The organism is Mycobacterium sp. (assembly GCF_044370595.1).
Lineage (GTDB): Bacteria > Actinomycetota > Actinomycetes > Mycobacteriales > Mycobacteriaceae > Mycobacterium.
Genome location: NZ_JBILVF010000022.1, coordinates 18741 through 38074, shown reverse-complemented (window position 1 = coordinate 38074; position 19334 = coordinate 18741). Strand labels below are relative to the sequence as shown.

14 protein-coding genes and 1 tRNA gene are annotated in these 19334 nt (G+C 65.9%); 10 read left to right on the top strand and 5 right to left on the bottom strand.

Going from position 1 to position 19334, the window contains the following annotated elements:
• Positions 1 to 179 precede the first annotated feature (179 nt).
• From sepX to ADBZ5N_RS05405, 3 genes are all read left to right on the top strand, one after another.
• On the top strand, positions 180 to 1379 hold the full coding sequence (gene sepX, locus ADBZ5N_RS05415; RefSeq protein ID WP_526256458.1) for a divisome protein SepX/GlpR: 1200 nt from the start codon (positions 180 to 182) through the stop codon (positions 1377 to 1379).
• A 41-nt stretch (positions 1380 to 1420) separates the two neighbouring features.
• Positions 1421 to 1496, top strand: a tRNA-Ala gene (locus ADBZ5N_RS05410).
• Between the two features lie 256 nt (positions 1497 to 1752).
• A complete protein-coding gene (locus ADBZ5N_RS05405) occupies positions 1753 to 2355 on the top strand; it encodes a VldE C-terminal domain-containing protein (RefSeq protein WP_526256457.1) in 603 nt (200 codons plus the stop codon).
• Positions 2356 to 2413: 58 nt separating this feature from the next.
• Here the strand turns inward: ADBZ5N_RS05405 and pap are convergent, their stop codons facing one another.
• The 4 genes from pap to ADBZ5N_RS05385 form a co-directional block, all read right to left on the bottom strand.
• Positions 2414 to 3898, bottom strand: coding sequence for a polyphosphate:AMP phosphotransferase (gene pap / locus ADBZ5N_RS05400; protein ID WP_526256456.1), 1485 nt, complete (start codon positions 3896 to 3898; stop codon positions 2414 to 2416).
• 109 nt (positions 3899 to 4007) lie between these two features.
• The gene (locus ADBZ5N_RS05395) at positions 4008 to 5045 is read right to left on the bottom strand and encodes an alpha/beta fold hydrolase (RefSeq protein ID WP_526256455.1); all 1038 of its coding nucleotides are present in this window, start codon (positions 5043 to 5045) and stop codon (positions 4008 to 4010) included.
• A 98-nt stretch (positions 5046 to 5143) separates the two neighbouring features.
• Entirely contained in the window at positions 5144 to 7612 is a 2469-nt protein-coding gene (locus tag ADBZ5N_RS05390) for a phosphoketolase family protein (protein ID WP_526256454.1), read from the bottom strand.
• Positions 7613 to 7614: 2 nt separating this feature from the next.
• Positions 7615 to 10113 carry a glycogen/starch/alpha-glucan phosphorylase gene (locus ADBZ5N_RS05385; RefSeq protein WP_526256453.1) on the bottom strand — a complete coding sequence of 833 codons (2499 nt, stop codon included), beginning with the start codon at positions 10111 to 10113 and terminating at the stop codon, positions 7615 to 7617.
• Between the two features lie 142 nt (positions 10114 to 10255).
• On the opposite strand from ADBZ5N_RS05385, the gene ADBZ5N_RS05380 reads away from it, so the two are divergent.
• Positions 10256 to 11647 (top strand): flavin monoamine oxidase family protein, encoded by a 1392-nt coding sequence (locus ADBZ5N_RS05380; RefSeq protein ID WP_526256452.1) that lies wholly within the window; start codon positions 10256 to 10258, stop codon positions 11645 to 11647.
• 23 nt (positions 11648 to 11670) lie between these two features.
• Positions 11671 to 13884: an MMPL family transporter gene (locus ADBZ5N_RS05375; protein ID WP_526256451.1), complete on the top strand. Its 2214-nt coding sequence runs from the start codon at positions 11671 to 11673 to the stop codon at positions 13882 to 13884.
• A 63-nt stretch (positions 13885 to 13947) separates the two neighbouring features.
• Here ADBZ5N_RS05375 and ADBZ5N_RS05370 read toward each other — a convergent pair whose 3' ends face one another.
• The gene (locus ADBZ5N_RS05370; protein WP_526256450.1) at positions 13948 to 14700 is read right to left on the bottom strand and encodes an O-methyltransferase; all 753 of its coding nucleotides are present in this window, start codon (positions 14698 to 14700) and stop codon (positions 13948 to 13950) included.
• 107 nt (positions 14701 to 14807) lie between these two features.
• On the opposite strand from ADBZ5N_RS05370, the gene ADBZ5N_RS05365 reads away from it, so the two are divergent.
• From ADBZ5N_RS05365 to pat, 5 genes are all read left to right on the top strand, one after another.
• Positions 14808 to 15521: a methyltransferase family protein gene (locus ADBZ5N_RS05365; protein WP_526256449.1), complete on the top strand. Its 714-nt coding sequence runs from the start codon at positions 14808 to 14810 to the stop codon at positions 15519 to 15521.
• 102 nt (positions 15522 to 15623) lie between these two features.
• Complete coding sequence (locus ADBZ5N_RS05360) at positions 15624 to 16718, top strand: type III polyketide synthase (protein ID WP_526256448.1); 1095 nt, start codon at positions 15624 to 15626, stop codon at positions 16716 to 16718.
• Between the two features lie 6 nt (positions 16719 to 16724).
• Positions 16725 to 17237, top strand: coding sequence for an isoprenylcysteine carboxyl methyltransferase family protein (locus ADBZ5N_RS05355; protein WP_526256447.1), 513 nt, complete (start codon positions 16725 to 16727; stop codon positions 17235 to 17237).
• A complete protein-coding gene (locus ADBZ5N_RS05350; RefSeq protein ID WP_526256446.1) occupies positions 17234 to 18250 on the top strand; it encodes an NAD(P)/FAD-dependent oxidoreductase in 1017 nt (338 codons plus the stop codon). Before ADBZ5N_RS05355 ends, ADBZ5N_RS05350 begins: the two co-directional genes overlap by 4 nt.
• Before the next feature lie 114 nt (positions 18251 to 18364).
• Complete coding sequence (gene pat / locus ADBZ5N_RS05345) at positions 18365 to 19324, top strand: acetyltransferase Pat (RefSeq protein WP_526256462.1); 960 nt, start codon at positions 18365 to 18367, stop codon at positions 19322 to 19324.
• Positions 19325 to 19334 lie beyond the last annotated feature (10 nt).

Here is a 19334-nt window from a genome sequence, read left to right as displayed (position 1 = left end):
GGCGTTGGTCCGGCGTGGCCTCGCGGGGTGGGCCTGAAGCCGACCCGACTGTTACGAATGTGACATTTGTGGCTGTTGGTGCTTGTTCTTCAAGAATTACACGTGTGTAATTGGCACGGCGCGCCGTCAGTCATCGCGGACGTCACGGACCTAGCCTGGTCGGGAAAGGAGCAGGCCCCATGCCAAGCATCCCCCAGTCATTACTCTGGATTTCACTCGTGGTGCTGTGGCTCTTTGTCCTGGTGCCGATGCTCATCAACAAACGCGACACCGTTCGACGCACCAGTGACGTGGCGTTGGCTACCCGAGTTCTCAATGACGGTGCGAAGTCCCGGTTGATCCGGCGCAGCGGTCCGGCCGCCGGTCATCGCCATGATCCGGACTGGCAACCCCTCGACGAATTCGCCGAGGACTATCCGGATCTCTACGACGATGTCGTCGGCGAGGTGGAGGAATACGCCAACCAGCGCGAGATGATCCGGGAGTACGACGAGGCGGTCCGCGAGGCCCGGATGGGCACCCGCTCCCGGTCGGTGTTGGTCATCGCCGCGGTACGCGAGCAGTCTTTCGCGGAAACCGATTACCTCGACGTCGATGTGGTCGACGAGAACTCCGGTGCGTTGCCCGTCGGCGCCACCGGGGTGCAGGGCAGCCTGTTCGACGCCCCGCAGGAGGATCCACTGCCCGACGAGGGGAGCCCAGAGCAACGGCCCGGCCCCGACCTTGCCGATGTCGATGCCGACCACGTTTTCGATGACACCACCGAGGCACTCCAGACCCATGCTGCTGACCGGGACGAGCAGCCGAAGGAGGTGACGGGCGAGTACGAATACGTCGAGGACACTTCGGGTTTGGAGGCTGAGGACGAAGACGAACCCGGCGCGCCGATGGCGCCCCGTCCGTCGTCGAGCAGGCAGCGCCGGCTGTCCGCCTCCAACGCCGCGGCCGTCAGCGCGCGTAAGTACCGCTTCCGCATCCGGGTGCTGATCGCCATGGCCGCGCTGATGGTGCTGAGCGCCGTGCTGTCGTTCACCGTGAGCCCGACGCTGTGGTGGTCCTGCGGGGCGACTGCCGTCGTCACCCTGCTGTACCTGGCGTATCTACGCCGTCAGACCCGCATCGAGGCCCAGGTGCGGCGCCGTCGCCAGCAGCGGATGACCCGGGTGCGGCCCCTTGCCGACGAACACCCCGCGCCGCGGAGTTCGGAGGTCGACTTCACCGAGTTCCCTACCCGGCTCCAGCGCCCCGGAGCGGTGGTGCTGGACATCGACGACGAGGACCCGGCTTTCGAACACCTCGACGAGGTGCCGTACAGCCGCCGGTATTACGGCCGGCCGCAGGCACCGACCCGGGACCTGCCGAGGGCGTCGGGTCAGTAGGAACTCTCACCCGCCCGGGCTGGTAACCTGCTAGCCACCACGGGGCTATGGCGCAGTTGGTAGCGCGACTCGTTCGCATCGAGTAGGTCAGGGGTTCGATTCCCCTTAGCTCCACCAGCAACTGGTGCTCCACACTGGGGGCTCCGCAATTGGGGGCTCCGCAATTGGGGGCTCCGCAATTGGGGGCTCCGCAACTGGCCGACACCGGGTCGCCACTTTGACCCGATTGGCCATCACCAACCCGGAAACGGCCAGTTCGAACCGTTTTCTGGGTAAATGTGACGAACTCAACGTCCGCGGCGGGGCCCCACAACGCGATTCGTCGATATCTGTCCGTTATGGTTTCGTGATGCTTTCGACGAGATCACGTGATGTGCGAATTAAATTGTATGGATTAGCAGCAGCGTTCATTTTCCCGGCTCTTCTGTCGGCCCCCGCCGTCGGCGCGGACACGGCGATCGTCGAACAACCCGGCGGTCCGGTCTCGCACCTGTCGGCATCGTCGGGAAGCGTGGTGCGCGCCGGCGCACCGGCCGACCTGCCCGCTGATCGTCCCCGTGACCTGCCCGCCGACGCACCCGCGGTGATCCCGGCCGCGCGGATGGACAACCCGTCGATGCTGCCCCCCAGCGATGCCCCTGAGCAGGGCCTGCAGGTCAAAACACTGCTGGCGGCGCGCAGTATCAGTGCGGAGTTCCCGCAGATCACCTCGATGATCGGTGTGCGACCGGACGCCAAGCCGTGGCATCCGAATGGCCTGGCCGTCGACGTGATGATTCCCAACCCCGGCAGTGCGGAGGGCATCGCTCTGGGCGACGCGATCTTGGCCTATGCGATGCGCAACGCCGATCGGTTCGGACTGCAGGACGTGATCTGGCGAGGCGTGTACTACACCCCCGCGGGTCCCAGCGGATCGGGCTACGGGCATTTCGATCATGTGCACATCACCACCACCGGTGGCGGTTACGGGGGCTGACAGCCAGGGGGCTGACCAGGCCCAACAGGGTGCTGCCTACCGCTCACCCGGACAGCAGTCACTTCCGCTCCAGCGTCCGGGCGAGGCCTTTGTTGATGGCCCGCAGTGTTGTCACTCGGGCGAACTGTTTGTTGTTGGCCGGAATCACATGCCAGCGGGCGCCGTCGCTGGTGGTCCGCAACACCATTTGATCGACGGCTTGGACGTATTCGTCCCAGCGGTCCCGGTTGCGGTAGTCCTCTTCGGTGATTTTGTGCTTCTTGTAGGCGGTGTCCTCGCGGGCCTTGAATCGGGCGAGTTGCTCCTCAGGGGAGACATGTAGCCAGAACTTGGCCACGTAGTATCCGTGCTCGACCATTTGCGCTTCGAAGTCGTTGATCTCGTCATAGGCCCGCTGCCACTCCGACGGATGGGCGAACCCCTCCAGGCGTTCCACCAGAACCCGGCCGTACCAGGTCCGGTCGAAGATGACGAACTTGCCGGCGGGCGGCAGATCACGCCAGAACCGCCACAGATAGTGGTACTTGCGCTCTTCCTCGGTGGGTGCGGCCACCGGGATGACGCGATAGTCGCCGGCCTCCAGCGCGCCGGTGATGCGGCGGATCACCCCGCCCTTGCCGGCAGCGTCCCAGCCCTCGAAAGCCAGCACCGAGCTGATTCCGCGTCTGCGGGCTTCCATCGACAATTTCTTCAGTTTGGCCTGCTCTTTGGCCAACTGCTCGCGGTATTCCTCCTTGGACAGGGTCTGATTCAGATCGACCCCGGAGAGCACGTTGGCTGCCGAGTCGAAGTCGCCGAACACCGAATCCGCCAGGACCGGCCCGCGGTGGAGTTGCGCCTCGGCGAGTCGGGTGCTGATCGCGTTCAGAATGGTCTGCGCAACCGTCAGGTTGCGGTAGCGGGAATCGGTGGACTCCACGATGGTCCACGGCGCTCCCGGTCCACTGGTCTCGCGCAGAATCCGTTCGGCGATGGGCAGTACCGGGCCGAGGCTGTCCAGGGCCGACCAGTCCCGTTGATCCACCTGCCAGCCTGCGTGGGGATCCTTTTCTGCTTTCTTCAGCTTCTTCTTCTGCTCCTTGGCCGGGGTGTGCAGGAAGAACTTCAGGATCAGTGCTCCGTCGGCCACCAGTTCGTTCTGCATATTGGCGATGTGGCGCAGCCAGATGGAGAAGTGCGGCTCGTCGATCTCGTCATGGGCCCGCAGTATCGCCGCGCGCATCAGGCCGCCGACGAAGAACGCCGCCCGGCCGTTCGGGGGCAGCGAACGCCACAGCCGCCACAGTTGCGGTCGATGCGTCTCCTCCGCAGTGGGATCGGCGAACACCCGGGTGTCTGCGAATCGGGAATCCATCCACTCGTTGAGCTGGTTCACCAGTTCGTTGGCCGCCAACCTGTCGTCACCGGCGATCCAGATGATGACCGGGAAGTCGGCGCTACGGAGGTCGTATTGCGCGTTGATCAGGCCGACCCGTAAGTCCGGGATCGCCGCCTCGTAGTCCTCTTTGCTGACTCTGTTGCCGACTTCGCACACCTCGAGCACGCCCGACTCCCTCTGTCCGCAGGGTTAACGAAAGGTAAACTCACCCTCTCATTACCGAGGACCGCGTGGGGCGGGTTTCCCGCCGGACGCCGATGCGGCGCAGCGAGCGCTAGGTTGCGCTCCGCTCGTCGCTCTCCAGCGCGTCGAGTACCAGGATCCGCGCGCCGAACTCGTCAGACTCCGACACCGCATGCTCGGTGCTGCCCTTGCGCAGCAACTCGCGCAGGTTCTCCTGGTTGTACTGGGCCGACGCGGTGGAATCGATGAAGTCCTCGACGAGTTCGACGAACCGTTCAGGATCGTCGTGGAAGGGGAAGTGGCCGGAATCCGGGAAGATATCAAGGCGGGAACCCGGCATGGCTGCATGTGCCATGTGGCCGTGGCTGACGGGGATCACGGCGTCCCGCCGACCCCAAATCAGCTGCACCGGAATGGATTCCGTCAAATAACATCGGTCCAGCATGGTCACCACCTGTCCGCGCCAGTCCACCACCGCGCGCAAGGTGCGGGTGAAGGCGGCCGAGGCGGTCGGCTCGGGCAATTCGGCCAGGATGCGCAGCGCGTTGGGAATGTCGCGGCCGATGCCGGTTGAGCCGATCACCGTGCTGAGCGCGCGTCCCAATGTCTGCATCGTGGGCAGCACCAGGGGCAGTCGCAGCAACGCGAGGGCCTCTCCGCCCACCGGCAGCGAGGCCAGCCGCAGAGCGATGTTGACGTCCTTGGTCACCCCGCCCGCGCTGACCAGGATCAGCCGGTCCACCAGCTGCGGGAACTGGTAGGCGAACTGCATCGCGACCCCGCCGCCCAGCGAATGACCCACGACGGTCACCTTGTCGATGCCCAGAACGCTGAGCAGGTCCCGCATGCCGTTGGCGTAGGCCGCCACCGAGTAATCCGCCCGCGGCTTATCGGACTGGCCGTGTCCGAGCAGATCCGGCGCCAGGACGGTGAATCGCCTGGCCAGCCTGCTGTGCACCGGCTCCCAGGCGGTGGAGTTGTCGCCGACACCGTGGATGAGCAGCAAAGCCGGCCCCGAACCGGCGATCCGGAAGGCCCGTCGGTAGCCGTGGATGGTCTGGAACTGCAGTTCCGGTGTCGGATCGGCGACGTGCATCGGCTGCTGCGGTTCGGGATTGGGATGTGCCATCTCCACCTCGATGTCCGGGGCCGGCCGATGTTTTAGCGGCGACGAATTGAATCCTAGGCGGGTCGCGGTGCCCTATCCACTCGAGCGGGGAGTGTCGCCTATTCGTTGTCGCCGCCAGTGGCCAGCGTGGCGGCTACCGAGGCGTCGGTTTGCACTGCTCGGGCTGCCGGCCACACCCAGTCGCGCACCTCGGGAACGTCATCGCCGTGCTCCCGGGTGTACTCGCGGGCCTCGATGCGCTTGTCTTGCATCTGCTGGCGCAGCATCGCATATCGCGAGCCCAGGCCCGGCACCCGGTCAATGACGTCGATCACCAGGTGGTAGCGGTCCAGGTCGTTGAGCATCACCATGTCGAACGGTGTGGTGGTGGTGCCCTCCTCCTTGTATCCCCGTACGTGAATCCGGGCATCGTTGCTACGGCGATAGACCAGGCGGTGGATCAGCCATGGGTATCCGTGGTAGGCGAAAATCACCGGCTTGTCCGCGGTGAAGTACATGTCGAACTCCCGATTGCTAAGGCCGTGCGGGTGCTCGCTTTCGTCCTGCAGGCGCATCAGGTCGACGACGTTGATGAACCGCACCCCCAGTTCCGGGATGTGCTGGCGTAGTAGGTCCGCCGCGGCCAGGGCCTCCAGGGTCGGAACGTCGCCGGCACAGGCCAGGACGACATCGGGGTCCTTGCCGTGCACCTCGGTGCCGGCCCACTCCCAGATCCCCAGCCCGCGGGTGCAGTGCGCGACCGCCTCGTTCATGGTCAGAAAATTCGGATGCGGCTGCTTGCCCGCGACGACCACGTTGACGTACTGCCGCGAGCGCAGGCAGTGGTCGTAGGTGGACAGCAGAGTGTTGGCGTCCGGCGGCAGGTACACCCGGACCACGGTCGCGCTCTTGTTGACCACGTGGTCGATGAAACCCGGGTCCTGATGGGAGAAGCCGTTGTGGTCCTGACGCCAGACATGGCTGGACAGAAGGTAGTTCAGACTCGCGATGGGCCGCCGCCAGGGGATCTCATCGGTGGTCTTCAACCACTTGGCGTGCTGGTTGAACATCGAATCGATGATGTGGATGAACGCTTCGTAGCAGTTGAAGAGCCCGTGCCGGCCGGTCAGCAGATACCCCTCCAGCCAGCCCTGCATCTGATGCTCGGAGAGCATCTCAACCACCCGGCCCATCCGGGCGAGGTGGTCGTCGACTTCGGGGCCGAAGAATTCGGCGTTCCACTGCTTGTCGGTCACGTCAAAGACGGATTGCAGGCGGTTGGATGCGGTCTCGTCGGGTCCGAAGATGCGGAAGTTGTCCGGGTTGAGTCGCACCACATCGGTGAGCCACTGCCCCAGCACCCGGGTGGCCTCGGCGAATGACCCTCCCGGGGCCGGTACATCCACGCCGTAGTCCCGGAAGTCGGGCAACCGGAGGTCTTTGAGTAGCAACCCGCCGTTGGCGTGCGGGTTGTCGCTCATCCGCAGGTGGCCCGCGGGAGCGAGGTCAGCGATCCAGTCGTGCACCTTGCCGTTCTCGTCGAACAGTTCCCCGGCGCGATAGGAGCCGAGCCAGTTGGCGAGATCCTGCAGATGCTCGGGGGTATCGCGGGCACTGGCCAGTGGAACCTGATGGGCACGCCATGATCCGGTGGTCTTCTTGCCGTCGATGTAGGCCGGTCCGGTCCAGCCCTTGGGATGGCGGAAGATGATCATCGGCCAAGAAGGCCGGGATTCATCGCCGGCGGCGGCGCGGGCCTTGATCGCGGCGATCTCGTCGAGCACGTCGTCGAGGAGGCGGGCGAACCGACGGTGCGCGTCCAGGTGGTCGTCCTCCTCCTTCACCTCGAAAAAATATGGGTTGTGCCCGTAGCCCACCATCAGGCTACGCAGCTCATCTTGTGGAATGCGATCCAGCACAGTCGGATTAGCGATCTTGTAACCGTTGAGGTGCAGGATCGGCAGTACGACGCCGTCTTTCGCCGGGTGCATGAACTTGTTGGAGTGCCAACTGGTGGCCAGCGCACCGGTTTCCGCCTCGCCGTCGCCGACCACCGCGGCGACCAGCAGGTCGGGGTTGTCGAAGGCGGCGCCGTAGGCGTGGGACAGCGCATAGCCCAGTTCGCCGCCCTCGTGGATGGAGCCGGGGGTCTCCGGGGCCACATGAGAGGGGATTCCGCCCGGGAAGGAGAACTGGCGGAACAATCGTCGGATGCCCTCGACGTCCTGGGTGATGTCGGGGTAGTACTCGGTGTAGCTGCCGTCGAGGTAGGCGCTGGCCACCAGGCCGGGGCCGCCATGCCCGGGCCCGGTGATGTAGATCGTGGACTGACTGCGGTCTTTGATCGCCCGGTTGAGGTGGGCGTAGAGAAAGTTCAACCCCGGGGTGGTGCCCCAGTGCCCCAGCAGGCGGGGCTTGACGTCGTCACGGCTCAGCGGTCTGCGCAACAACGGGTTGTCGAGCAGGTAGATCTGGCCTACCGAGAGATAGTTCGCCGCGCGAAACCAGCCGTCGATCTGCTTGATCACCTCATCGGTGAGCCCGCCGTGTGAGCCTGTCCGCCAGGAACTCTCCGTCGTTGCGGTCATCGCTACCCCTTGATCGTCACGGGTTGGACATTCCAGATTTCTTCGCAGTACTCGGCGATCGAGCGGTCAGAAGAGAACTTCCCACTGCGAGCGCTGTTGAGAATCGACATCCGCGCCCAGGCGTGCCGGTCGCGCCAGGTCCGGTCAACCTCACCCTGACACCGGATGTAGTCGGCGTAGTCGGCCAGCACCAGGAACGGGTCGTGGTCGACCAGATTGGACACCAGGGGGGCGAACACCTCGGTATCGCCGCCGGAGAACCGGCCGTCGGCGATCGCCGAAATGGCAGCCGCCAGTTCGGCGTTGCTGTCCAGATAGCTGCGCGGCCGATAACCCCTGGCCAGAAGAGCACCGACCTCCTGCACGGTCAGCCCGAAGAGGAAGAAGTTCTCCGGCCCGGCCTCCTCGCGCATCTCGACATTGGCGCCGTCGAGGGTGCCGATGGTCAACGCGCCGTTCATCATGAACTTCATGTTCCCGGTGCCCGAGGCCTCCTGACCGGCCGTGGAGATCTGCTCGGACAGATCCGCACCGGGGTAAATCAGTTGGCCGTTCTGCACGTTGAAGTTCGGAATGAACGCGACCTTCATCTGACCGTTGACGTCGGGGTCGTTGTTGACCGTCTCCGCGACGGAGTTGATCAGCTTGATGATCAGCTTGGCGATGAAGTAACCCGGCGCAGCTTTGCCGCCGAAAATGAAAGCGCGCGGTGCGATCTGCAGACTGGGATTCTTCTTGAGCCGGTTGTACAGCGTGATGATGTGAAGTGCGTTGAGGTGCTGCCGCTTGTACTCGTGGATGCGCTTGACCTGAACGTCGAACATCCAGTCCGGGTTGAGATCGACGCCGGTCTTGGCCGCGATGTAGTCCGCCAGCCTGGCTTTGTTCTCCCGTTTGACGGCGACCCAGCGCTGCTGGAACGAGGGGTCGTCGGCATAGCGTTCCAGGCCGCGTAGCTTCTGTAGATCCACCATCCAGCCCTCGCCGATGGTCTGGTCGAGCAACTTACGCAGACCCGGGTTGGACAGGCCGACGAACCGGCGCGGCGTGACGCCGTTGGTCTTGTTGAAGAACCGTTCCGGCCACATGTCGTAGAAGTCTTTGAGGATGGTGGTCTTGACCAGTTCGGAATGCATCGCCGCGACACCGTTGACCGCGTGGCTGCCGACGGTCGCCAGGTGGGCCATCCGGATGCTGCGGTTGCCGTCCTCACCGATCAGCGACATGCGTCGGACGCGCGCGTCGTCGCCGGGGAAGCGCGCTCGCACCTCATCGAGGAAGCGCCTGTTGATTTCGTAGATGATCTCCAAGTGCCGCGGCAGGAACCGCTCGAACATGTGCAGCGGCCAGGTCTCCAGCGCCTCCGGCAGCAGGGTGTGGTTGGTGTAGGCCAACGTCGCCACGGTGATCCGCCAGGCCTCGTCCCAGCTGTAGTCTCGATCGTCGACCAACAGCCGCATCAACTCGGCAACGGCGATCGACGGGTGAGTGTCGTTGAGTTGGACGGCAACCCGGTCAGGCAGGTGGTGGGCGGTCAGGCCGGCGAAGTCCTCCAGCAGGTGCAGGATGTCCTGCAGCGAGCAGGACACGAAGAAGTACTGCTGCAACAGCCGCAGTTGTTTGCCGACCTCGGGTTCATCGTTGGGGTAGAGCACCTTGGTCACGTTCTCCGAGACCACCTGATCCTCGACGGCCCGGTAGTACTCGCCGGCGTTGAACGCCTCCAGCGCGAGCGCGTTGACGGCGTTGGCGCTCCACAGCGTCAGGGTGTTGCAGGTGTTCACCCCGTAGCCCTGGATCGGGGTGCCGTAGTAGACGCCCTTGACGATCCGCTCGGGAACCCAACGCGCCTGAGGTTCGCCGGCATCGTCGGTGTAGTGCTCGGTGTGTCCGCCCCAGCCGACCTTATAGCTGAGTTCCGGCTTGGCGATCTCCCAGGGATTGCCCGACGCCAGCCAGTTGTCGGTGCGCTCCACCTGCCAGCCGTCGCGGATCTCCTGGTCGAAGATGCCGAACTCGTAGCGGATGCCGTAGCCGATCGCCGGCCGCTGCAGGGTCGCCAGCGACTCCAGGTAGCAGGCAGCCAGCCGGCCCAGGCCGCCGTTGCCCAGGCCCGGTTCCTCTTCGCAGGCCAACACGTCGTCGTAGTCCTGGCCTAGGTCGGCCAGCGCGGCGCGGGCCTCCTCCTCCAGGTGCAGGTTGAGCAGATTGTTGCCCAGGTGCGGGCCCATCAGGAACTCGGCGGACAGATAGACCGCGACCTTGCGGGAAAGATCCAGGTAGGTCTGGGTGGTGTCGATCCAACGCTTCTGCATCCGGTCCCGGACGGCCAAGGCGAGCGCGTGGTAGTAGTGCTGCGGCTGCAGCAACTGTGCGGGCCGGCCCAGGGTGTAGCGCAGATGGTCTTCGATTGCCGTACGCAGCGACGCCGACGTCATTCCGGTGCGGACGTCCCCGCCCGGGACAGCGCCGCCCCCCGCCGGGTTGCTGGCCTCGCCCATGATGCTCTCCCCGCTGTCGTCCCGGCCCGTCTCGTGGCTGCGAGTATCGCACCGGCGTGAAGCACTCACCGGCGGTTCGGGTAACTGGACGGTGAACGTTCCTCCGGCCGAAGCCAAACCGTGCACGAGTAGTGTTCGGCAGATGCTGCGGCGGCGTCAGGTGCTCACCGGGGCGATAGGTCTGGGGGCGGCCGCGGCGCTGGCAGCCTGTGCGAAACCGGCGGCACCGCCTGCCGACTCGCGAGCCGAGCGGGAAGTCGAGGTTGCGGTGATCGGCGCGGGCATCGCCGGGCTGGCCGCAGCTCTCACCGTCACCCAAGCCGGATCGAGTTGCGTGGTGCTTGAAGCCCGGGACCGGGTCGGCGGCCGGATCTGGACCTCCACGCAGTGGCCCGATCTGCCGGTCGACTTGGGTGCATCCTGGATTCACGGCACCGAGGGCAACCCGATCTACGCCGAGGCCAACCGGCTGGGCCTGGCCACCGCCGTGTTCGACGTCGGCTCGTTCGAGGGTGGCGGTGCAGCGGAGTACTACTCGCCCACCGGAACGACTGTCGACGCCGATCAGCTCGATGCTCAGCTGGCCCGGGTGATCGGCAAACTCGAGAGCGCCGCCACCGCCGAGCGATCCGGAGGAACGTCGATGCGGTCGGCGATCGACGCACTGCCGCCGGCGTTGGCCGAACTTGCCCGGACACCTGCGGTGGCCGCAGCGCTGACCGTCTATGCCGGCGATTACGGTGCGACGCCGGAGGAGTTGGCGTTGAGCGCGTTCGGCGAGGAGGACTCCTTCGGCGGCGCCCAGCAGGTCTTCCCCGGCGGCTACGGCCAGCTCACCCAACGACTCGCTGACGGTTTGCCGGTACAACTGGACACCGCAGTCACCGCGGTGTCGCTGCGCCACCCCGACCACGTCATCGTGGACACGGCCAACGGTCGATGGCGTGCGAAGACAGTGATCGTCACCGTTCCGCTGGGCGTCCTGAAAAGCGGTGCAATCCGATTCGACCCGCCACTGCCCGCCGCGCACACCGCCGCGATTGACCGGCTGGGCTTCGGCCGGTTCGAAAAGCTGGTGCTGCGATTCGATGAGCCCTTCTGGGATGACGTCGACCAGATCCAGGTCTCCGGTGAGCCCGGCGCACCGTTCGCCGGCTGGTACAACCTGACCCGGGTGAACAGCGCGCCCGCCCTGATGGCGATCAACGGAGGTGCGGCCGCGGCGGCCGTCGATGAGATGACACTCCAGCGGCAGATCGCTCTGGCCGCCGAGGTGCTCGGCGCTATCTACCCGGGTCGGTTCCGCCCGCCGGTGGCCGCCCAGGCCTCGCGCTGGTGGACAGACGAGTTCAGCCGGGGCTCTTACTCCTTCACCGCTGTTGGTTCCGGCGAGCAGGACCGCACAGCGCTGGCTGAGCCGGTCGAGGATCGGTTGTGGCTGGCCGGGGAGGCCCAGCACCCCACGCGGCATTCGACGGTGCACGGGGCGTGGTTGAGTGGGAAGGCCGCGGCCGGGCAGGCCGCAGGCCGTTAGGACCACGGGACAAAGGACCGATAGTGCTGGAACGTATCGCGCGGATGGCCGTGGCGGCGCCGCGGCGGATCATCGTCGCCGCCGCGCTGCTGGCGGTGCTGATCGGGGCGTTTGGGATACCGGTGGCCGACAAACTGTCCCCGAGCGGATTCCAGGATCCGACTGCGGAATCCTCGCGGGCAACCCAAATGCTCAGTGAGAAATTCGGCCGGGGTGATGTTCCCCTGGTGCTGGTGGTCACCGCGCCCGACACCTACGACAGTCCGCAGGCCCGGGCGGTGGCGACGGAGGCGATCGAAACCCTCAGCAGGTCGGGTCATGTCGCCGACATCCAATCGGCGTGGACCTCCCCGGGCCCGGCCGCGGCGGCTCTGGTCAGCAACGACAAGAAATCCGGTCTGATCGTGACCGGCGTGGTGGGACCCGAGAGCCGGCAGCAGGCCTTGACCAAAGAACTCACCGACGTCCTCGTCGGTGAGAGGCAGGGTGTCCTGGTCCGCGCCGGCGGCACCGCGATGGTGAACCTTCAGGTCACTGAACAGTCCAAGCGTGATCTTCTGATGCTCGAGGCCATCGTCGTCCCGCTGAGTTTCCTGGTGCTCATCTGGGTGTTCGGCGGAGTGTTTGCCGCGGCGCTGCCGATCGCGGTCGGCGTGCTGGCCGTTCTGGGTTCGTTGGCCGTCCTGCGCGCGGTCACCTTCTTCACCGACGTCTCGATCTTCGCGCTGAACCTGACCACCGCAATGGGTCTGGCGCTGGCGATCGACTACACGCTGCTGATCGTCAGCCGCTACCGCGACGAGTTGGCCGGCGGCGCGGGTCGCGAGGACGCCGTCGTGACCACCATGGCGACCGCTGGACGCACGGTGGTGTTCTCGGCGGTCACTGTGGCGCTGTCGATGGCGGTGATGGTGCTGTTCCCGATGAACTTCCTGCGATCCTTCGCCTACGCCGGAGTGGCCACGGTCTCCTTCGCTGCGACGGCCGCTGTCGTCATCAGCCCCGCGGCCATCATGCTGCTCGGTGACCGCCTCAACGCGCTGGACGTGCGTCGGGGGCTGCGCAAACTGCTCGGCCGGCCGGAGCCCCAACCGCTTCCCGTCACTGAGCAGTTCTGGTACCGCTCAACGAAATTCGTCATGCGCCGAGCTGTACCCATCGGTTTGGCGGGGGTGGCCCTGCTGGTCTTTCTGGGGGCCCCATTCCTCGGGGTGAAGCCTGGCTTCCCCGACGACCGGGTGCTGCCCAAGTCGGCTTCAGCGCATCAGGTCGGAGACCTGTTGCGGTCGGACTTCAAAGTCGACTCCGACTCCGAGGTGCCGATCATCATCACCGACTCGGCGGGTCTGGACCGCGCCGAGGTCGACCGCTACGCCACCGAGTTATCCAGGGTTCCCGACGTCAATTCGGTGTCCGCGCCGGGCGGCACATTTGTCAACGGCCGACTGGCCGGCCCGCCGGTGGCCGCGACCGGTGAGGCCGCCGGTAGCACCCTGCTCACCGTCGGAAGTTCGGTACCGCTGTTCTCCGAGGCCTCCGAGAGCCAACTGAGTCGCCTTCACGGCGTGCCGGCCCCGGACGGACGGACGGTGGAGTTCGGCGGCCTGGCCCAGACCAACCGCGACAGCGTGGATGCCATCACCTCCCGCCTGCCCCTGGTGTTGGGCCTGATCGCGGTGATCATGCTGGTGCTGCTGTTCCTGCTGACCGGCAGCGTCGTGCTACCGATCAAGGCGCTGATCTTGAACATGCTGTCGCTGTCCGCGGCGTTCGGGGCCGCGGTGTGGATCTTCCAGGACGGCAACCTCGGGGCACTGGGCACCACCGCAACCGGCACGTTGGTGGCCAACATGCCGGTGCTGCTGTTCTGTGTGGCCTTCGGACTGTCGATGGACTACGAGGTGTTCCTGGTCTCCCGCATCCGGGAGTTCTGGCTCAAGACCGGCGACAACGACGAGAGTGTGGCGTTGGGGCTGGCCCGCACCGGGCGGGTGATCACCGCTGCCGCTTTGATCATGGCGATCTCCTTCGCCGCGCTGATCGCCGCCCAGGTCGCGGTCATGCGGCTTTTCGGGGTGGGTCTGACACTGGCGGTGCTGGTGGACGCGACGTTGGTGCGGATGGTGCTGGTGCCGGCCTTCATGCGCGTGATGGGCCGCTGGAACTGGTGGGCGCCCGCGCCGCTGGCCAGGCTGCACCGGCGGTTCGGAATCAGCGAGGCGGGCACGCCGACCTGAGTCCCCCGTAGAAGGTCGGCCCCGTGTGAGGTCGGCCCCGTGGGAGGTCGGCCCCGTGGCAGGTCAGCCCAGATACTCCGACTCCAGCACCAGGTCACCGATCAGCGTCTGATACTCGACGTGGGCGCGGTGCTCGACGGTCTGCCAGCGCTTGCCCTGCTGCTCGCGCATGTAGGCCCGGTAGTTGGGAGAGCCCGGGAATCCGACGTTGTCCGCCATCACAATCGAACCCCGATGAAGCCAGTTGCGTTCGCAGATGGCGGACAGGTCGGCCAGGTAGGCGTTCTTGTCGTGATCGATGAAGAGGAAGTCAAGGGCGCCGGGGTGCAGTCCGTACTCGGATTCCAGTGCCGTCAAGGTACGCCCGCCGTCGCCGATGGTTCCCACCACGCAGGTGACGCGGTCGGCAACTCCGGCGTGAGTCCAAATCCGACGTGCCACTGCGGCGTTGGCTTGAGCCAACTCCACCGAGATCACGCGCGACAACGGGGCAGCGCGGGCAATCCGCAGTGCGCCGTACCCGCAGTAGGTGCCCAACTCCAACGCCAACCTCGGGTTGACCCGACGTACCGCAGCATCGAGCAGTGCACCCTTCTCGTCTCCGACGTTAACCAGGAACGACTTCTCGTAGGCGTAACGGTCCAACGTCGCCAACGCGTCGGCGATATCGTCAGGACGGGCGTGTGCCTCCACGAAGTCGGCCGCCGCGGCCTCCCGACCGTCACCGGTTTGACCGGTAGTGTTGAACCTGCGGATAGCTAAGCCGGTCCTCAACACCGACCAGCGCAGCATCGGGAAACGCTTGCCCAGACCCATGGGAGTTACGCTACGCCCAGGATTTCTGGAGGCCCACGACGACGGGAGGGCCGGTGCACGTGTTGAGCAACAACCAACCGGGACTCACCGCGCCCAGATTCCTCGCGGTGATTTACGGTCTCGCCTGTCACCTGTGCTTCGCAGCCGGAGTGGCGACCATGATGGCCGCGATGTACTTCGGAATGAGCAGGTCGCTGGGAACCGTTGCGCCGCCGTGGAACTGGCTGGCCAACGCCGTGCTGCTGGCGCAGTTCCCGATCGGCCACTCCCTGCTGCTCACCAATCGCGGCAGGCGGCTGTTGGGCCGATTGGCGCCGTTGGGCGCCGGTGGCACGCTCTCGAGCACCACTTACGTCACCATTGCCGCGCTGCAGGTGTTCGCGCTCTTCGCCTTCTGGTCACCGACCGGCACCATCTGGTGGCAGGCGCACGGGACGGCGGCAGTGGGCTTGAGTGTGCTGTACGCCCTGTCCTGGCTGCTGCTGGGTAAGTCGATGATCGACGCCGGGTTGAGTCTGCAGACCGGCAGCCTCGGTTGGTGGGCGCTGTTTCGCCGGAACAAGCCGGTTTACCCACCCATGCCGGTGCGGGGTCTGTTTCGGTTGACCCGCCAACCGATTTACGTCTCGTTCACGCTGACGCTGTGGACCGTTCCGACCTGGACGCCCGATCAGCTTGTGCTCGCCCTCACCCTCACCGGCTATTGCCTGCTGGCGCCGTTGCTCAAAGAGGCCCGCTTCCGGCGCATCTACGGTTCGGCATTTGACGCCTACGCCAGCGCCGTCCCGTACTGGTTGCCGCTGCCGCGCAAAAGGCGCTGATCCGTTCAGCTGCTGTGACGGTTCAGTGACACCGGGCCCGATCACTGAGGTTTTCGCGACTTCCGGAGCTCTCCGGGAGCACGATCAGGGCATACTGGGTTCATGCCGAGCAAATCCCGGTCGTCGACGGCCGCACCCGTCAGCGTGATCGCCGGAGTTCAGGGCGCACTGCCGTCGAACCGCTTCAGCCAGGAGGAGATCGCCGAAGCCTTTCTGACACTGCCCGCCATGTCCGAGCACGGCGACATCGTTCGCCACATGCACCGCGCAGCGAAGGTGGACCACCGCAACCTTGTGCTGCCGCTGCAGCGCTACTCCACACTGACCGACTTCGGCGAAGCCAACGACATCTTCATCGAGAACGCCGTGGAACTGGGCTGCGCCGCGCTGACCGCTGCCCTGGATGAAGCCGGACTGACCCCCGGAGACGTCGACCTGCTGATGTCCACCACGGTGACCGGCATCATGGTGCCCTCGCTGGAGGCGCGGGTCGCAGCACGGGTGGGCCTGCGACCGGATGTTCGCCGGGTGCCGCTGTTCGGACTGGGTTGCGTCGCCGGCGCGGCCGGGATCGCCCGCCTGAACGACTACCTGCGGGGCGCACCAGACGACGTCGCAGTGCTGTTGTCGGTCGAGTTGTGCTCGTTAACCTTTCCCGCGGTCCAGCCCACGATCGCGGGATTCGTCGGCACCGCCCTGTTCGGCGACGGCGCGGCTGCAGTGGTTGCGGTGGGGGAGCGGCGAGCCCAGCAGATGGGCTGTGACGGACCGGCGGTCGTCGACACCCGGAGCCACCTCTACCCGGATTCGCTTCGCACCATGGGCTGGGATGTCGGCGCGAGCGGTCTGACACTCGTTCTGTCCCCAGACGTCCCGGAAGTTGTCAGCCAGTACCTGCCAAGCGACGTCGCCAACTTCCTGGCCCCACACGGCCTCACTGCCGATGAAATCCGCACCTGGGTAAGCCACCCGGGCGGCCCCAAGGTGATCGAGGCGATCGTCTCCAGCCTGGGCCTGCCCGACGACGCCTTGGAGTTGACATGGCGCTCCCTGGCCGACGTCGGCAATCTGTCGTCCTCGTCGGTCCTGCATGTGCTACGCGACACCATCGCCAAGAGTCCTGCTGCCGGGCCCGGGGTGCTCATGGCGATGGGGCCGGGCTTCTGCTCGGAACTTGTTCTGATGCACTGGAATTGAAAACCGGTGGTCAACTGGTACGTACTTCTGGTCCTCGTCGTCGCCGTTGAGCGGCTAGCCGAGTTGGTAGTCGCCCGGCGCAATCTGGCGTGGAGTTTGGAGCGCGGCGGTGTGGAGTTCGGGGCATCGCACTACCCGGTGATGGTGGTGCTGCACACCGGGCTGCTGGTGGGTTGCCTGGTGGAGGTCTTCGCGCTGGACCGCCCCTTCATCCCCGCGCTGGGCTGGCCAATGCTGGCCATCGTGATCGCCGCGCAAGGCTTGCGCTGGTGGTGCATCACCAGCCTGGGTCGGCAGTGGAACACCCGGGTGATTGTCGTCCCCGGTGCTCAGCGGATCAACGGCGGGCCCTACCGGCTGATGCCGCATCCCAACTACGTCGCGGTGGTGGCAGAAGGCATCGCGCTGCCACTGGTGCACAGCGCCTGGATCACCGCGCTGACCTTCACCGTCCTCAACGCGCTGCTACTCAGCAGGCGTATCAGCATTGAAAACTCGGCACTGGCGAGGTTGTCATGATCGATCTGCTCGTGGCCGGCGGTGGGCCGGCCGGCCTGGCCACCGCGATCCACGCCGCCCGTGCAGGCCTGGAGACCGTCGTGGTCGACCGCCGCCCCGGTCCGATCGACAAGGCGTGCGGTGAAGGGCTGATGCCGCATACCGTCAGGCAACTCCAGGGAATTGGAGTCCCGTTGCGCGGCAAGCCTTTCGGGGGTATCACCTACCTGGATTCCCGCCGGAGCGTACGGGCGGAATTCAAGTCCGGAACGGGTCTGGGGGTCCGTCGCACAGTGCTCTACGAGGCGCTCCACGACACCGCCACCGCCGCGGGCGTACGTATCGTCCAGGGCGAAATCGGTGAGGTCAGCCAAGACGCGACGTCGGTGCGCTGTGGGGACCTGCGGGCTCGCTACCTCGCGGCCGCCGACGGACTGCACTCGCCGATCCGTCGGTCACTGGGACTCAACCGGCCCGCCCCCGGACGGCGTAGGTGGGGCATCCGTCGGCATTACCAGATAGCTCCGTGGAGTGACACCGTGCAGGTGTACTGGGCGCACGACACCGAGGCGTATGTGACTCCGGTCGCCGATGACACCGTGGGCGTGGCCATCCTGACCTCACGGCAGGGCAAATTCGGTGACCATCTCCTCGAATTCCCCGCTCTGACAGAGCGTCTCGGTGGCGTCGCGCACGGATCCGATCGCGCAGCCGGTCCGCTACGGCAACGCGTACGAAGCCGGGCATCAGGTCGGGTGATGCTGGTCGGGGACGCGGCCGGCTACGTCGACGCACTCACCGGCGAAGGCCTGGGCATCGCGTTCGGCGGCGCCGAACTCGTCGTCAAATGTGTCCTGGCCGACACCCCGGACGACTACGACCGGCAGTGGCGGGCCATGTCGCGCCGCTACCGGCTTCTCACCGCCGGACTGCTGCATGCCAGCGGCGTCGCTGTGGTTCGAGCGGCGATCGTCCCGGCAGCCCATGCCATGCCAAGGGTTTTCGGCGGAATCGTCAACCTTCTGGCTTACTAGTCTGGTGATCAGACGATGACCGCCGACACGGGCGGCCAGGCCCAGCCCAGCATTGCCTCGGTACTGGCTGACAGCCCTGAAGTGGTGGCTCTGCGCGTCGAGGGCCTAGCCCAGATGGGCCTGTTCGGCGGCTGCTCACCTGAGCAACTCCTGGCGGTCGCTGAACGGCTCCGACCGCTACGCGCTGAGAGCGGGCAGGTGCTGATGCGCCAGGGGGAGGGAGCCACGTTCTTCATCCTGATCCAGTCCGGTCAGGTCGAGATCAGCCACACCAACGACGACGGTGCGGTCGTCATCGACGAGGCTTCGGCGGGGGTCATCGTCGGTGAGATCGCTCTGCTGCGCGACCGGCCGCGCACCGCCACAGTGACTGCGACGGAGGCGCTGACCGGATACATCGGCGATGAGAAGGCCTTCGCGGCCGTGCTCGACCTGCCCGGAGTCAGCGAGCGTCTGCTTCGGTTCGTGCGTCAGCGTCTGGCGGCCTTCATCACCCCGATCCCGGTGCTGCTCAAAGACGGCACCGAGTTGCTGCTGCGCCCAGTGCTCCCCGGCGACAGCGAGCGGTCGAACAACCCGACGGTGGAGTTCTCCAGCGAAACCCTCTACCGCCGGTTCATGTCCACCCGCGCGCCGAGTCCCTCATTGATGAATTACCTGTTCCAGGTGGACTACATCGACCATTTTGTTTTTGTTCTCCTCGACGGCGCCGACGGACCGGTCGTCGCCGACGTGCGGTTTGTGCGGGACGTCGAGGATCCGTCGGTGGCCGAGATCGCGTTCATCGTCGCCGACGACTACCAGGGCCGGGGTATCGGCAACTTCCTGATGGACGCGGTGACCGTGGCCGCCCGCGTCGGCGGGGTGCAGCGTTTCACCGCCCGCCTGCTGGCCGAGAACCATGCGATGCGCGGCATCCTTGAGCGGTTCGGTGCGCAGTGGGAACGCGACGAACCCGGCGTGGTGACCACGATCTTCGAGGTACCAGGCGTCGAGGACCTCCGCGTCAGCCCGGCGGTGGCGGAGGAAATCCGCGCTATGACAAGGGAAGTGGTGCGTGCCACGGGCGGCTGAGGTTCTCCGC